Below are 13,766 nucleotides of genomic sequence, written 5' to 3'. Positions count from 1 at the left end.
ACGGGCTGATCCGCGGATTTCGCCGGGCGGGGATGTATGGTCAAGCTGCTTGCCATCCCACGCCAAGCCTGACTAGGCTGCACGTAATGATCCGTTTTCTTCTGCGCCGGCTCGCGGTTGCGATCCTGGTGGCCTTGACGGTGCTGACGCTGAGCTTCCTGCTCACGCGGCTGTCGGGCGACCTCGCCATCTCCATCGCCGGACCGAATGCGACGCAGGAGGATGTCGAGATCATCCGTCGCGTCTACGGCCTCAATCGCCCGTTGGTGGAACAGTACCTCGATTGGCTGCTGCGGGCCGTGCAGGGTGATTTCGGCGAGAGCTTCTTCTTCAAGGACCGCGTCGCCAACCTCATCGCGCATCGCCTGCCCATCACGCTGACACTCGGCCTGGTGGGGCTTGCGCTGGCGCTGGTGGTGGCGCTGCCGCTCGGCATCATCGCCGCGGTGCGCGAAGGCAGCTGGGTCGATCGCGGCGTGATGCTGGTGGCGCTGATCGGCCAGGCCATGCCGTCCTTCTGGCTTGGGCTGATCCTGATGGTGGTGCTGGGCCTGAACCTCGGCTGGCTGCCGATCTCGGGCACAGGGGGGTGGGAGTACTACGTCATGCCCGGTATCGTGCTGGCCTTCTCCGCCATCCCCTCGCTGATGCGGCTGACCCGCAGCGGCATGATCGAGGCGCTGTCATCCGACTACATCCGCACGGCGCGCGCCAAGGGGCTTTCCCGAATTTCCATCCTGGTGAAGCACGGTTTCCGGAATGCGGCGATCCCCGTCGTGTCCATCGCAGCGGTGCAATTGGGCTTCATGCTCGGCGGGTCCATCGTCATCGAGACGGTCTTCGCCATGCACGGCGTCGGCTACCTGGCGTGGGAGAGCATCAGCAAGAACGACTTCCCGGTGGTGCAGGCGGTGATCCTGGTGCTGGCGCTGATCTACATCGCGCTGACCCTGCTGGCGGATCTGCTGAACGCCGTGCTCGACCCGCGGCTGCGCACGCAATGAGCGGCCCGGCCCTGGCCAGCCCAATCCTGCCCGGCCCGGTGCCGGGAACCGGTTCGGCGCGACTCCTTCTGCGCAACGTCACCTTCGTGCTCGGAATCCTCATCGTCGGTTTCGTCGTGGTGGTGGCGATCCTCGCCCCCTGGATCGCGCCCTACGACCCCTTCGCCATCGACCTGTCCCGCCGCCTGGTGCCACCCTTCTGGATGGAGGAGGGCACGCCGGCCAATTGGCTTGGCACGGATCAGCTCGGGCGGGACTACCTCTCGCGGCTGATCTACGGCGCGCGCATTTCCATGATCATCGGTGTCGCCACCGTCATCACCTCCGGCCTCATCGGCACCACGCTGGGCGTGCTCGGCGGCTTCTATGGCGGGCGGATCGACGATGTCGTGATGTTCCTGATCACGGCGCGGCTTTCCATCCCCGTGGTGCTGGTGGCGCTGGCGGTGGCGGGGCTGCTCGGCACCAGCTTCCTGCTGGTCATCCTGGTGCTCGGCCTGCTGCTGTGGGACCGCTTCGCCGTCGTCGCACGCTCCACCACGATGCAGTTGCGCACGCTGGACTACGTCAGCGCCGCCTGGTGCGCCGGCTCCTCCCATGCCAGCGTCCTGCTGCGCGAGATCCTGCCCAACATCGCCACGCACCTCGCCGTGGTCGCGACGCTGGAGATGGCGCTGGCCATCCTGCTGGAAGCCGCCCTGTCCTTCCTCGGCCTCGGCGTGCCCGCGCCGCTGCCCTCCTGGGGCCTGATGATCGCGGAGGCGAAGGAGTACATGTTCTTCACCCCCTGGGTCATCCTGGTGCCCGGCGTCGCGCTGTTCGTGCTGGTTTTCGGCGTCAACCTGCTCGGCGACGCGCTGCGCGACATGCTCGGCACGGATCTGAGCCGGTGAGCCTGCTGGAGGTGCAGGGGCTGCGGGTCACCTTCGGCGGCACCGCCGCGGTGCGCGGCGCCTCCCTGGCCGTGGAGAAGGGCGAGACGCATTGCCTGGTCGGCGAAAGCGGCTGCGGCAAGTCCGTGACGTCGCTGGCCATCATGGGCCTGCTGGCGCGCGGCGGGCGGCGGCAGGCGGAGGTGCTGCGCTTCGCGGGCCAGGAGATCGGCGCGTTGAATGAGCGGGAGATGTCGCGTCTGCGCGGCGACCGCATGGCGATGATCTTCCAGGAACCGATGACCAGCCTGAACCCCGCCTATACGGTGGGCTCGCAGATGACGGAGGTGCTGCGCCGGCATCGCGGCGCCACCCGCGTGCAGGCGGTGGACCGCGCGGCGGAGCTGCTCGGCCGCGTCGGCATCACCGCGCCGGGACTGCGGCTCGGCCAGTTCCCGCACCAGCTTTCGGGCGGGCTGCGGCAGCGGGTGATGATCGCCATGGCGCTGATGTGCGATCCGGAACTGCTGATCGCGGATGAGCCGACCACGGCGCTCGACGTCACCGTGCAGGCGCAGATCCTGCGGCTGCTGGCGGAACTGCGGCGCGACCTCGGCCTCGGCATCCTGCTGATCACCCACGACCTCGGCGTGGTCGCGCGCATCGCCGACCGCGTCTCCGTGATGTATGCCGGGGAGGTGGTGGAATCCGCGCCGACGGCGCAGCTTTTCGCCGACCCGCAGCACCCCTACACGCGCGGCCTGCTGGCCTGCGTGCCGGTGCCGGGCAAGGTCAAGCGGGGCGATCCGCTCGGCAGCATCTCCGGCGTGGTGCCGCGCATCCCGCCCGGCTTCGCAGGCTGCGCCTTCCGCGACCGCTGCGACCACGCCCACGCCGCCTGTACCGCCGCGGTTCCGCGGCGGCAGGCAACCCCGGGGCATGAGGTGCTGTGCACCCTGCCATCCGGCTGGGCCGCCGCCGCATGACCGCGGCCATCGAGGTCCGCGACCTGCGCCGTATCTTCCATGTGCGGCAGGGCCTGTTCGCGCCGACGAAGCAGGTTGTCGCGGTGGATGGCGTCTCCTTCGCCGTGGCTCCCGGCAGCGTGCTTGGCGTCGTCGGTGAAAGCGGTTGCGGCAAATCCACCCTGGCCCGCATGATCCTCGGCCTGCTGCCGCCGAGCGGCGGGGAGGTGCTGGTGGATGGCCAGAGGCTTTCCAGCATGGACCGCCGCGCCCGCGCCCGGCTGATCCAGCCGGTGTTCCAGGACCCCTTCTCCTCGCTCAACCCGCGGCGGCGGGTGCAGGACATCGTCGCCATGCCGTTGGTCGCGCAGGGTGACATATCGCGCGATCAGGTGGCGCGGCGGGTGGCGGAGGCGCTGGAGCGCGTCGGGCTTTCCGCCGAACAGGGCAGCCGCTTCCCCTCCCAGCTTTCCGGCGGCCAGCGGCAGCGCGTCGCCATCGCGCGTGCGCTCGTGTTGCGGCCGCGGATTGTCATCTGCGACGAACCGACGAGCGCGCTCGATGTCTCCGTGCAGGCGCAGATCCTGAACCTGCTGGACGAGCTGCGCCGCGACCTTGGCCTGACCTACCTGTTCATCAGCCACAACCTGGCGGTGGTGGAACACGTCGCGAGCGAGGTCGCCGTGATGTATCTCGGCCGTATCGTGGAACGGCGCGAGTCGGAGGCGCTGTTCCGCGACCCGCGCCACCCCTACACCCAGGCGCTGCTGGCCAGCGTGCTGACGCCGGAGCCGGGGCTTGGCGTGCCGGATGTGGGCCTCGGCGACATCATGCCGGACCCCGCCAACATCCCGCCCGGTTGCCGCTTCCACCCACGCTGCCCGAAGGTCTTCGCGCCCTGCGCCACCCAGGCGCCGAGGTCCACGGCTCTCGCCGCGGGCCTCGTGGAATGTCACCTGGAAGCGTGAGCTACTTCCACTTCGCCAGGTAGAAGCGCGGCAGTTCGTCCGGGAACGCCTTGAAGTCGAGCTGGCGCTGGAAGGCGTAGGTGTTGACGTAGGTGTGCAGCGGCACCCAGTAGGCCTGCTCCGTGATGCGCTTGATGGCGGCGGAATAGGCCGCGTTGCGCACCGCCTCGTCGGCGCTCGCCCCGCCTTCCTCCAGCATCCGCTGCAATTCCGGATCACGGGCGTAGTCGTCGTTGGTGTTGCCGAAGAAGTTGGGCAGGATCGCGGAGACGTCGTTGATGGAATAGCTGCCCCAGCTGCCCATGGACATCGCCAGTTCGCCGCGCCAGGCGCGCTGGATCTGGGCTGCCACCTGCAGCAGGTTCAGCCGCGCGCGGATGCCCACGGCCTGCAGGTAGCTCTGCACCGCCTCGGACCACTGGCGCGGCTGCACGTAGCTGGTCAGCTCGATGTCGAAGCCGTTGGGGAAGCCGGCCTCGGCCAGAAGCTGCTTCGCCTTGTCCGGGTTGTAGTCATATTGCATGGCGGCATCGGCATTGCAGCCGAATTGCGAAGGGTAGCAGGGCGCCATCGGCACGCGGGACCCGCCGGTGACCAGCCGCTCCGCGATCGTCTTGCGATCGATCGCGTGCCAGACCGCCTGGCGCACCTTCAGGTTCGTCATCGGGTTGGGACCGCTGCGGCCGGCGGCATCCAGGCTGAGATAGCCGATACGCATCGATTCCTGGCGCAGCGTCTGCAGGTAGGGAACGCGGTTCACATTCGCCACCTGGTCCGGGTTCATGTTCCAGATCCAGTCGACGCGCTGCGACAGCAATTCCGTCAACTCCGTCGCCGCATCGGTGACGAAGCGGACAGTGATGCGCCGGATCGCCGGCTTCCCCTTCGGACCGCTCTCGTAATAATCATCGAAGCGCTCGTATTCGACACCGCTGGCGACATCGAACTTCGTGATGCGGTAGGGGCCGGTGCCGACCGGGGCGCGGGAGTAACCCTCCGCGCCCACGCGTTCCCGGTAGGCCTGCGGCCAGATCGGCGTGACCAGCGCCAGGTAGTCCAGCGCCGCCGGCGTCGGCCGCTTCAGGTGAAGGCGCAGCTTGAAATCGCCCTCCGCCTCGGCGCGCTCGATCCAGGCATAGTTGCTCGGCGTGGCGACGCGCGTTTCCGGGTTGGCGACGGTGTTGATGGTGTACACCGCATCCTTCGCGGTGAAGGCGCTGCCATCATGGAACTTCACGCCCTGCCGCAGCGTGAATTCCAGCAGTAGCGGGTTCACCCAGCGCCATTCGGTGGCGAGCGCCGGCACCACGCGGAACGTCTCGGGGTCGCGATGCACCAGCCCGTCCCAGGCCTGGTGGCCGAGGATCAACCCGGTGCGCTGGCTGTTGAAATAGGGGTCAATGTTCGGCACCGCGTCGCGGAACACCAGGCGCAGCGTGTCCTGCGCCCGCTGCGCCTGCGCGGCGCCGCCGTGCAGCAGTCCGGGCACGGCCAGCCCCGCCGCGGCGGCAAGGCCGCGGCCGATGGTCCTGCGTTGGATGATCATGTCATTGCTCTCCCGGTTTGCCCGCGGCCACCGTAGGAACGCCGGGCGTCCTCCGCAAGAAAAGACGCACTGTCTTGCGGCAGCCGCCGCCTCGGCGCAGGATTCACGCCCGCAGCAGGGTTCCGCCAGCCATGCCCGACCACAATGCCTCCAGCACCCCACATCAGGGTGCGCTCGATGCCGTGATCATCGGCGCCGGCTTCTCCGGCCTGTACCAGCTGCATACGCTGCGCGACCGTCTGGGTCTGGCGGTGCAGGTGCTGGAAGCCGGCGAGGGCGTCGGCGGCACCTGGTACTGGAACCGCTATCCCGGCGCGCGCTGCGATTCCGAAAGCCATTCCTACTGCTACACCTTCTCCGACGAATTGCTCGCGGAATGGGAATGGTCGGAACGCTACCCCGAGCAGCCCGAGATCATGCGCTACCTCAACCACGTGGCCGATCGCTTCGACCTGCGGCGCCGCATCCGGCTCGGCACCCGCGTCACCGCGGCGCATCACGATGCGCAGGCGAATCTTTGGCGGCTGCGAACCGAGGCGGGGGAGGAGATCGCGGCACGCTACCTCATCACCGCCGTCGGCTGCCTGTCCACCGCCAACGTGCCGCGCATCGAGGGTCTGGAGCAGTTCGAGGGCCGTTGGTTCCACACCGGCGAATGGCCGCATGAGGGTGTGGATTTCAGCGGCCGGCGCGTCGGCCTCGTCGGCACCGGCTCCACCGGCATCCAGGCCGCGCCCGTCATCGCCGAGACCGCCGCGCACCTCACGGTGTTCCAGCGCACCGCCAACTACAGCGTGCCGGCGCAGAACGCGCCGCTGACGCCGGACGCCAGGCGCCACCTTCGCGAGACCTTCGACGAGATCAAGCGCACGATGCGCGAGACCACGAACGGTCATCCCTTCCGCATCTCCGAACGCTCCGCCCTGGCCGCGACGCCGGAGGAACGCCAGGCGCTGTACGAGGCGGCCTGGGCCAAGGGCGGCCTGCAATTCCGCGCCACCTTCAAGGACCTGCTGAGCGACCTGGAGGCGAATGAGACGGCGGCATCGTTCATCAAGGCGAAGATCCACCAGATCGTCCGCGACCCCGCCACCGCCGCGCTGCTGGCGGATATCGACCACCCCTACGCCGCCAAGCGCCCGCCGATCGACAGCCACTACTTCGAGACCTTCAACCGCGCCAACGTGACGCTCGTGGATGCGCGCCGCGCGCCGATCCAGCGCATCACCCGCAACGGCATCCAGACCAGTGAGGCCGAATATCCGCTCGACATCATCGTCTTCGCCACCGGCTTCGACGCCATGACCGGCCCCTTGCTGCGCATCGACATCCGCGGGCGGGACGGGCTTCTGCTGCGGGACGCCTGGGCGGAGGGGCCGCGCAGCCATCTGGGCCTCGGCGTGCCGGGCTTCCCGAACCTGTTCACCATCACCGGCCCTGGCAGCCCCTCCGTGCTGTGCAACATGCCCGTGGCGATCGAACAGCATGTCGACTGGATCACCGACTGCATCGCGCGCCTGCGCGCCGACGGCGTGGCCCGCATCGAGGCGACGCCGGAGGCGGCGGAGGCGTGGGTGGCGCAGGTGAACGCGGCGGCCGAGGCGACGCTGCTGCCGCAGGCCGCCTCCTCCTGGTATCTCGGCGCCAACGTGCCGGGCAAGCCGCGCGTCTTCATGCCCTATGCCGGCGGCATGGCGCATTACCGCCGCATCTGCGACGACGTCGCGGCGCGTGGCTATGCCGGATTCGCGCTGGGTTGAAGGTGGAACGGGGCCGGCCCCGAGGAGTGACGTGTCCATGCCTGCACCGCTGCATCCGGATTGCCTGACGCTGCTCGAGATGATCCGCGCCGCCGGGCGGCAGCCGCTGGAGACGATGGAGACTGCGCCCGCCCGCGCGCAATTCGCCGCCGGGCGCCTCGTGCTGCAACCGCCACCGCCCGACGTCGCGGAGGTTCGCGACCTGCGCCTGCCATCCGGCATCGCGCTGCGGCTGTACCGCCCGCTCGGCTGCGCGGCCGGCGACATCCTGCCCTGCCTCATCTTCGCGCATGGTGGCGGCTGGGTGTTCGGCGATCTCGCGACGCATGACCACCTGGCGCGCAGCCTCGCCAATGCGTCGGGCTGCGCTGTGCTGGCGGTGGAGTACCGCCTGGCGCCGGAGCATCCGTTTCCCGCCGCCATCGACGACTATGCCGAGGCCATTGCCCATGCCGCGGCGAACGCGCCCGCGCTCGGCATCGACGCCACGCAGCTCGCCGTGGGCGGCGACAGCGCCGGCGGCAACCTGGCCGCCGTCGCCGCACTGATGGCCCGCGACGGCGCGCTGCCGCCGCTGCGCTTCCAGATGCTGCTGTACCCCGTCACCGACATGGCGCAGGGCCATGACAGCCACGCCCGCTTCACCAGCGGCCTGCCGCTGACCGCCGCCGGCATGCGCTGGTTCCGCGACCGCTACGCGCCGCAGCAAGCGCATTGGCCGGATTGGCGCGCCTCGCCGCTGCGCGCCGCGACGCTCGCCGGCACTGCGCCCGCCTTCGTGCTGACCGTGGGCCACGACCCGCTCTGCGACGAGGGCCGCGACTATGCGCAGCGACTGGAGCGGGAGGGCGTGCCCGTGGCCCACCTGCATGTCGCGGACCTGCTGCACGGCGCGCTGACCATGGGCGCCATCGTGCGCCCCGCGCTGGACCTGATCGACGCTGCCGGCCTCGCGCTGCGGCGCGCGCTGGCCTGAGTCAGGGCCGCACGGCCGGCGTTTCCACCGCAAGGCCGGCGGCACGCGACATCAGGAAGGCTTCGATGGCAACATATTCCGCCGCGCCATAGGCGAAGGGCGCGGCCCGCACGCCGGTCATGCAGCCGCGCAGGCGCCGTTGCAGCGAGCCCAGCGCCTGCCATTCCAGCCGGTACAGCGGGTAGCCCGTGGGATGCGCCTGCGGGATGACGCTGCCGGCCAGCCGCCGCCCGGCATTGTCGTCGTGGCACTGCGCGCAGGACAGGTCGAGCTGCCCGCGCCGTTCCGCCCACAGCGCCGCGCCCTGCGCCCGCGCCGCATTCAGCCGCGGGTCTGCCGGCGGGGCGATGGGCAGGCCGCGCGACTGCTCTCCGACATAGGCCGACAGTGCGAGCAACCCCTGGCTTTCGCGCGCCAGCGGCGCCGCGCCCTGGCGTTCCACCCGGCACTGCGCGATGCGTCCGGCGAGGTCGATCGGCGCGTGGCCCGCACCATCCCAGGCCGGGTAGCGCGCCGCGACGCCCCGCAGCGTGCCCTCCGCATGGCAGGAGGCGCAGGACTGGCCGGCGGGGCCGGCGGGCTGCCGGAACAGCTCCTCGCCCTCCAGCACCCAGAGCATGCCGGGATTGCTGGTGTCGTCGCGCTGCATCGCCTGGGTCTCGCGCGCCATGTCCTCGAAGCCGGAGCGCCGCTCCTGCGCTGCGGCCGGCCCGGCGAGCACCGCCAGCAGCAGCGCCGCGCGGATCATGTCACCGTCAATTCGCGCGTCTCGGTCTGGGCGAAGCCGTTGTCGCCTTCCCAGGTCATCTCGACCGTGCCGCTGCGCGTCGCGACCGTGCTGAAGGACAGGAAGGGGTTGGCGGCGATGGCCGGCGACAGCTCGGCCTGGAACACGACCTCGCCGTCGTAGCGGCAGGTGAAGCGGCGGATGATGTCGCGCGGTGCCACCACGCCGCTGGCATCCGGCCGGTAGCCGGTTTCCATCGTGTGCTGGATCAGCGTGCGGATGGTGATGATGTCGCCGCGTGCGGCGGTGCGGGGGACGTTCAGCAGGACGCGTGCCATGTCTCAGCCCTCGATGCAGGCGGCGAGGGTGACGACCACCTGCGCCTGGTCCGACCAGAAGCTGCCATCCGACAGCGACGCCACCGCCAGCAGGGTCTGCGACGTCGCCAGCCTTATATGCGTCGCCAGCATCGCCCGCCCGGCGCGCGGGCCGATCTGCGCGGTGATGACATGCGGCTGCGGGTTGCGTTCGTTGAAGACGGCGATGGCGCGCACGTGGTCCGCCTCCGTCATCGGGCTGTCCACGATGACGCTGAGCGGCACGGTATTGCCGTTCTCGACCAGCGGCGAGATGTCCAGCGCCACCCGCCCGCGCGTCATCGGCGCGCCGCCGGTGAAGCCGCGCACCGCCTCCGCCATGTCCTCCGGCGTCGCATGGACACCGCGCGGCAGCAGCAGCAGGGCTGGTGAAGCAAGCAACAGGCGGCGGGGCGTGATCATCGGGGAGCCTCTTCGCGCAGCGTCATCAGGAAGGCCAGCACATCCTCGATCTCCGCCGCCGTCAGGATTGTGCGGCCCTGGAAGGCCGGGCCGACGCGGTGGAGATCCTCCGTCCGGAAGTAGGAGGGCATGATGCTGTCCGGGTTCAAGCGCTTGCCATCGACCAGGCGCAGGCGCAGCTGGCCCTCGGTCCACCGGCTGCCGGCGCCGGCCAGGCTGGGGGCGAGGTTGCCCTGGAAGGGTTCCTCCGGGAACGGCCCGGAATGACACAGCAGGCACAGCCCGCGCTGGCGATCCGCCACGAGGGCCCGCCCCCGCGCGGCGTCGCCGGCCTCGCCGGTCAGCGAATGCGGCATCGCATCCTCCTGCGCCGCGGCCGGCATCGCGAGCATCACCAGCATCGCGAAGGCCCATCTCCCTCTCCCGCAGGGCGGGAGAGGGCCGGGGTGAGGGTGGGTCGCGCGCCTAGCCAAACGCATCCGCCGTGATGGTCCCGAACCAATCCTCGGCATATCGCGCCTCGGCCTCCCGCACCGCGGCCGGCGCCTCCAATGGGCTGGTGCCCCCGGCACCTGGCACGTCGGACAGCAGCCCGTTGGCGGGCTGGTAGACGCCCGCGACGGAGATGCCGTAGCCCGGCGCCACCAGGCTGTAACAGGTGTTCAGCAGCTTCGGCGCCTGCACCGGCGCATCCCGCAGCAGCGCCGCGATGGCGGCCGCGCAAACCCGCGCCTGGGCGTTGGCGGCGAAGGCGGATTTCGGCATGGCGCCGGCGATGGCGGCATCGCCGATCACATGCACGCCGGGCAACAGCCGCGATTCGAAGCTCGCCGGGTCGATCGGGCACCAGCCGCTGCGATCCGCGGCACCCGCCTGTTCCGCGATGGACCCGGCGCGCTGCGGCGGGATGACGTTGACCACGTCGCCGGCATGGTCGCCGAAATCCGTCACCACGCTGCGCTCGCCGGGCTTCACGCCGGTGACGCGCCCGCCCATCGAAAGCGGCACGTAGTCCAGCAGCCCGGGATACAGCGCCGCCCAGGCCGCCTCGAACAGCCGCTGCTTGGAGAACACATCCTTCGCATCCAGCACGATCAGCTTCGACCGCGGCTTTTTGCGCTTGAGGTAGTGCGCGATGAGGCTGGCGCGCTCATACGGCCCCGGCGGGCAGCGGTAGGGGTTGGCCGGGATGGCCATGACGACGGTGCCGCCATCCGCCATCGCCACAAGCTGGCGTCGCAGCAATTCGGTCTGCGCCCCGGCGTTCCAGGCATGCGGCAGGGTTGCGGCGGCGGCCTCGTCATAGCCCGGCAGCGCGTCGAACCGCATCGTCACGCCGGGCGACAGAACCAATCGGTCGTAGGGCAGCACCGTGCCGTCGCCGAGCGTCACGCGCCGCGCCGTGGCGTCCACGCCCGTCGCCGCCTGCTGCACCACCGCGATGCCCTGTGCCCGCAGCGCGTCGTAGCCGAAACGCTGCGCCGACATTGGCCGCAGTCCCGCGATCACGGCATTGCTGTAGGGGCAGGCGGTGTAGGTGGCGTTCGGCTCCACCAGCGTCACGTCCAGCGCATGGCCGTGCAGCGCCCGGGCGCAACTCGCGCCGCCGAAGCCGCCACCGATGACGACCACGCGGGGCCGCGCCTGCGCCAGCGCCGGCGCCGGCAGCAGTAGCGCGGCGAGGCTGCGGCGCGACAGCTTCACCGGACGATCCACGCCGCGATGGCCTGCGTTTCGGCCTCCGAAAATCCCTTGGCCAACCGGTCCATCAGCGTCGCCGGCCGCGTGCCCTCGCGGAAGGCGCGCATCATCGCAGCCACCGCCGCCGCATCCCGCCCGCGCAGGGACGGGATGGCCGCCCCCTCCCGCCCATGGCAGCCGAGGCAGGCGGACGCACCGGGCGGCGCTTCCGACGCGCTCGCGGATATCGCCGCGAACGCGCAAAAACCCGCCAGGGCGAAGGCCCTCACGTCCGCCGCAGATCGGCCTGCTGCAAGGGCAGGGACCGCACCCGCTTGCCGGTCGCGGCGAACACCGCGTTCAGCACCGCCGGCGCCGCCACCGCGATGGTCGGCTCGCCGACGCCACCCCAGAACCCGCCGGAGGGCAGGATCAGGCTCTCGACCTTCGGCATGTCGGCCATGAGCATCACCGGGTAGGTGTCGAAGTTGGTCTGCTCGATACGGCCATCCTTCACCGTGCAGGCGCCATACAGCGCGGCCGAAAGCCCATAGACGAAGGAGCCTTCGACCTGCGCCTCTATCTGCTGCGGGTTCACGGCGTGGCCGGGATCGGTGGCGGCCACGATGCGGTGCACCTTCAACTCCCCGGCGTCACTCACGGAAACCTCGGCGCAGGCCGCGACGTAGCTGCCGAAGCCGTGCGTCACGCACAGGCCGCGATGCACCGCCTGTCCGTTGACGGGCGCCGCCGGCGTGCCCCAGCCGGCGCGTTCGGCGACGGCGTTCAGCACTGCCAGGTGCTTCGGGTGGTTCGCCATCAGCGCCCGGCGGAACTCCAGCGGATCCTTGCCGGCGGCATGCGCCAACTCGTCCAGGAAGCATTCCAGGTAGATGGCGTTCTGGTTCAGGTTCACCCCGCGCCAGAAGCCGGGCGGCACATGCGGGTTGCGCATGGCGTGGTCGATCAGCAGGTTCGGGAAGGTGTAGCCGATATCGGCCTCCCCGCCGCTGGCGTTCAGCCCCTGGAACACTACCGGGTCGCGGCCGTCGCGGATGTTCTGCGGGAAGATGCCGGCGACGATGGACTGGCCGGAGATGCGCATGGTCAGGCCCGTCAAATTGCCCTGCGCGTCCAGCCCGCCCACCAGCTTGCACATGGTGACGGGGTGGAAGCGGCCCTGCAGCATGTCCTCCTCCCGCGTCCACACCAGCTTCACCGGCGTGCCGGGCATCTGCTTGGCGATGTCCACCACCTGGCGCACCCAGTCATGCACCGCGCCGCGCCGGCCGAAGCCGCCGCCGAGGTGGATCTTGTGGATTTCCGTCCGTGCCGGCGGCAGCCCGGCGGCCTCCGCCGCGGCGGCATGCGCGGCCTCCCCGTTCTGCGTCGGCGTCCAGACCTCGCAGCGCTCCGGCGTCCAGACGGCGGTGGCGTTCATCACCTCCATGCAGGCGTGGTTCTGGTGCGGGTAGCCATACACCGCCTCGACGCGCTTCGCGGCCCCGGCCAGCGCGGCCGCGGCATCCCCGTTGCGGTTGCCGACGACCGCCTGCGGCGCATCGAGCCCTTCCCGCATCACCGCCTCGAAGCTGGCGGAGGAGGCGCGGGCGTGCTCGCCCTCGTCCCAGGTGATCTTGACGGCATCGAGGGCCGTCTTCGCGCGCCACCAGGTGTCGGCGACCACCGCCACCGCATAGTCGCCGACCCGCAGCACGCGCTTCACGCCCGGCATGCGCTCCGCCTCGGCGCTGTCCATCGCGCGCACCTTGCCGCCGAAGACCGGGCAGGCGTGGATCGCGGCGTTCAGCATCCCCGGCAGCTTCAGGTCCATGCCATAGACCTGGCTGCCATTCAGCTTCGCCGCGGTATCGAGACGCGGCACCGGCTTGCCCGCCAGCTTCCATTCAGCGGGGCTCTTCAACGTCACGTCGGTCGGCACCGACAGTCGCCCGGCGGCCTCGGCCACCTGGCCGTAGGTCACGGTGCGCCCGCTGGGCCCGTGCGTGATGACGCTGGCGGCGGCGTGGCATTCGCCGACCGGCACGGACCACGCATTGGCGGCGGCCTGCACCAGCATCATGCGCGCCGCGGCGCCGCCCTTGCGGACGTAGTCGTGGCTGTCACGAATGCCGCGGCTGCCGCCGGTCGACATGTTGCCCCAGATGCGGCCGCGCGCCAGGTTCTGGCCGGGCGTCGGGTATTCCGTGGTGACCTTGGCCCAGTCGCACTCCAATTCCTCCGCGACCAGCTGCGCCAGCCCGGTCAGCGTGCCCTGGCCCATCTCGGACCGGGCGATGCGGATGACGACGGTGTCGTCCGGCTTGACGACGACCCAGGCATTGACCTCGGGCGAAATGGGGGCCGCTTGCGCCGCGGCCTCCCCGGGCATCGGGATGCGGAAGCCGAGGGTGAAGGCGCCGGCGGCGGCGGCTGCGGTGCCGAGGACACCGCGACGCGACGGATTGCGGATGGCGTTCATGCCGAAA

At 70.4% G+C, this 13,766-nt stretch carries 14 protein-coding genes; 6 read left to right on the top strand and 8 right to left on the bottom strand.

The features are described from left to right. Positions 1-86 precede the first annotated feature (86 nt). The 4 genes from ACFHPP_RS09215 to ACFHPP_RS09200 are packed head-to-tail and all read left to right on the top strand — an operon-like array spanning position 87 to position 3,809. Complete coding sequence (locus ACFHPP_RS09215; protein WP_437162965.1) at positions 87-1,004, top strand: ABC transporter permease; 918 nt, start codon at positions 87-89, stop codon at positions 1,002-1,004. Next, a complete protein-coding gene (locus tag ACFHPP_RS09210; protein WP_437162964.1) occupies positions 1,001-1,897 on the top strand; it encodes an ABC transporter permease in 897 nt (298 codons plus the stop codon). Before ACFHPP_RS09215 ends, ACFHPP_RS09210 begins: the two co-directional genes overlap by 4 nt. Then, positions 1,894-2,862 carry an ABC transporter ATP-binding protein gene (locus ACFHPP_RS09205; protein ID WP_437162963.1) on the top strand — a complete coding sequence of 323 codons (969 nt, stop codon included), beginning with the start codon at positions 1,894-1,896 and terminating at the stop codon, positions 2,860-2,862. Before ACFHPP_RS09210 ends, ACFHPP_RS09205 begins: the two co-directional genes overlap by 4 nt. Beyond that, positions 2,859-3,809, top strand: coding sequence for an ABC transporter ATP-binding protein (locus ACFHPP_RS09200; RefSeq protein ID WP_437162962.1), 951 nt, complete (start codon positions 2,859-2,861; stop codon positions 3,807-3,809). The genes ACFHPP_RS09205 and ACFHPP_RS09200 overlap by 4 nt, the downstream gene beginning before the upstream one ends. Position 3,810: 1 nt before the next feature. On the opposite strand, the gene ACFHPP_RS09195 is transcribed toward ACFHPP_RS09200, so the two are convergent. Then, positions 3,811-5,355, bottom strand: a complete 1,545-nt coding sequence (locus ACFHPP_RS09195; RefSeq protein WP_437162961.1) for an ABC transporter substrate-binding protein — start codon at positions 5,353-5,355, stop codon at positions 3,811-3,813. A gap of 131 nt (positions 5,356-5,486) precedes the next feature. Here ACFHPP_RS09195 and ACFHPP_RS09190 point away from each other — a divergent pair, with 131 nt between their 5' ends. Next, positions 5,487-7,115, top strand: coding sequence for a flavin-containing monooxygenase (locus ACFHPP_RS09190; RefSeq protein WP_437162960.1), 1,629 nt, complete (start codon positions 5,487-5,489; stop codon positions 7,113-7,115). A gap of 37 nt (positions 7,116-7,152) precedes the next feature. Continuing rightward, positions 7,153-8,091, top strand: coding sequence for an alpha/beta hydrolase (locus ACFHPP_RS09185; RefSeq protein ID WP_437162959.1), 939 nt, complete (start codon positions 7,153-7,155; stop codon positions 8,089-8,091). Position 8,092: 1 nt separating this feature from the next. Here ACFHPP_RS09185 and soxA read toward each other — a convergent pair whose 3' ends face one another. The 7 genes from soxA to ACFHPP_RS09150 form a co-directional block, all read right to left on the bottom strand. Beyond that, entirely contained in the window at positions 8,093-8,839 is a 747-nt protein-coding gene (gene soxA, locus ACFHPP_RS09180) for a sulfur oxidation c-type cytochrome SoxA (protein ID WP_437162958.1), read from the bottom strand. Beyond that, positions 8,836-9,156 carry a thiosulfate oxidation carrier complex protein SoxZ gene (gene soxZ, locus ACFHPP_RS09175; RefSeq protein ID WP_430669497.1) on the bottom strand — a complete coding sequence of 107 codons (321 nt, stop codon included), beginning with the start codon at positions 9,154-9,156 and terminating at the stop codon, positions 8,836-8,838. The genes soxA and soxZ overlap by 4 nt, the downstream gene beginning before the upstream one ends. Positions 9,157-9,159: 3 nt before the next feature. Next, positions 9,160-9,597 (bottom strand): SoxY-related AACIE arm protein, encoded by a 438-nt coding sequence (locus ACFHPP_RS09170; protein WP_437162957.1) that lies wholly within the window; start codon positions 9,595-9,597, stop codon positions 9,160-9,162. Further along, positions 9,594-9,998 carry a sulfur oxidation c-type cytochrome SoxX gene (soxX, locus tag ACFHPP_RS09165; RefSeq protein ID WP_437162956.1) on the bottom strand — a complete coding sequence of 135 codons (405 nt, stop codon included), beginning with the start codon at positions 9,996-9,998 and terminating at the stop codon, positions 9,594-9,596. The genes ACFHPP_RS09170 and soxX overlap by 4 nt, the downstream gene beginning before the upstream one ends. 64 nt (positions 9,999-10,062) lie before the next feature. Continuing rightward, on the bottom strand, positions 10,063-11,313 hold the full coding sequence (locus ACFHPP_RS09160; RefSeq protein ID WP_437162955.1) for an FCSD flavin-binding domain-containing protein: 1,251 nt from the start codon (positions 11,311-11,313) through the stop codon (positions 10,063-10,065). Then, positions 11,298-11,567 carry a c-type cytochrome gene (locus ACFHPP_RS09155; protein ID WP_437162954.1) on the bottom strand — a complete coding sequence of 90 codons (270 nt, stop codon included), beginning with the start codon at positions 11,565-11,567 and terminating at the stop codon, positions 11,298-11,300. Before ACFHPP_RS09155 ends, ACFHPP_RS09160 begins: the two co-directional genes overlap by 16 nt. Beyond that, the gene (locus ACFHPP_RS09150) at positions 11,564-13,759 is read right to left on the bottom strand and encodes a molybdopterin cofactor-binding domain-containing protein (RefSeq protein WP_437162953.1); all 2,196 of its coding nucleotides are present in this window, start codon (positions 13,757-13,759) and stop codon (positions 11,564-11,566) included. The genes ACFHPP_RS09155 and ACFHPP_RS09150 overlap by 4 nt, the downstream gene beginning before the upstream one ends. Positions 13,760-13,766 lie beyond the last annotated feature (7 nt).

Source organism: Falsiroseomonas sp. E2-1-a20 (assembly GCF_051433195.1).
Lineage (GTDB): Bacteria > Pseudomonadota > Alphaproteobacteria > Acetobacterales > Acetobacteraceae > Falsiroseomonas.
Note: the sequence above shows the minus strand (reverse complement) of the source record. Positions and strands in the feature narration are given on the sequence as shown.

Excerpts from the sequence above, each read along its gene's own strand:
- ACFHPP_RS09215 (WP_437162965.1), top strand. The coding sequence starts at position 87 with ATGATCCGTTTTCTTCTGCGCCGGCTCGCGGTTGCGATCCTGGTGGCC.
- ACFHPP_RS09210 (WP_437162964.1), top strand. The coding sequence starts at position 1,001 with ATGAGCGGCCCGGCCCTGGCCAGCCCAATCCTGCCCGGCCCGGTGCCG.
- ACFHPP_RS09200 (WP_437162962.1), top strand. The coding sequence starts at position 2,859 with ATGACCGCGGCCATCGAGGTCCGCGACCTGCGCCGTATCTTCCATGTG.
- ACFHPP_RS09195 (WP_437162961.1), bottom strand. The coding sequence starts at position 5,355 with ATGATCATCCAACGCAGGACCATCGGCCGCGGCCTTGCCGCCGCGGCG.
- ACFHPP_RS09190 (WP_437162960.1), top strand. The coding sequence starts at position 5,487 with ATGCCCGACCACAATGCCTCCAGCACCCCACATCAGGGTGCGCTCGAT.
- ACFHPP_RS09185 (WP_437162959.1), top strand. The coding sequence starts at position 7,153 with ATGCCTGCACCGCTGCATCCGGATTGCCTGACGCTGCTCGAGATGATC.
- soxA (WP_437162958.1), bottom strand. The coding sequence starts at position 8,839 with ATGATCCGCGCGGCGCTGCTGCTGGCGGTGCTCGCCGGGCCGGCCGCA.
- soxZ (WP_430669497.1), bottom strand. The coding sequence starts at position 9,156 with ATGGCACGCGTCCTGCTGAACGTCCCCCGCACCGCCGCACGCGGCGAC.
- ACFHPP_RS09170 (WP_437162957.1), bottom strand. The coding sequence starts at position 9,597 with ATGATCACGCCCCGCCGCCTGTTGCTTGCTTCACCAGCCCTGCTGCTG.
- soxX (WP_437162956.1), bottom strand. The coding sequence starts at position 9,998 with ATGCTGGTGATGCTCGCGATGCCGGCCGCGGCGCAGGAGGATGCGATG.
- ACFHPP_RS09150 (WP_437162953.1), bottom strand. The coding sequence starts at position 13,759 with ATGAACGCCATCCGCAATCCGTCGCGTCGCGGTGTCCTCGGCACCGCA.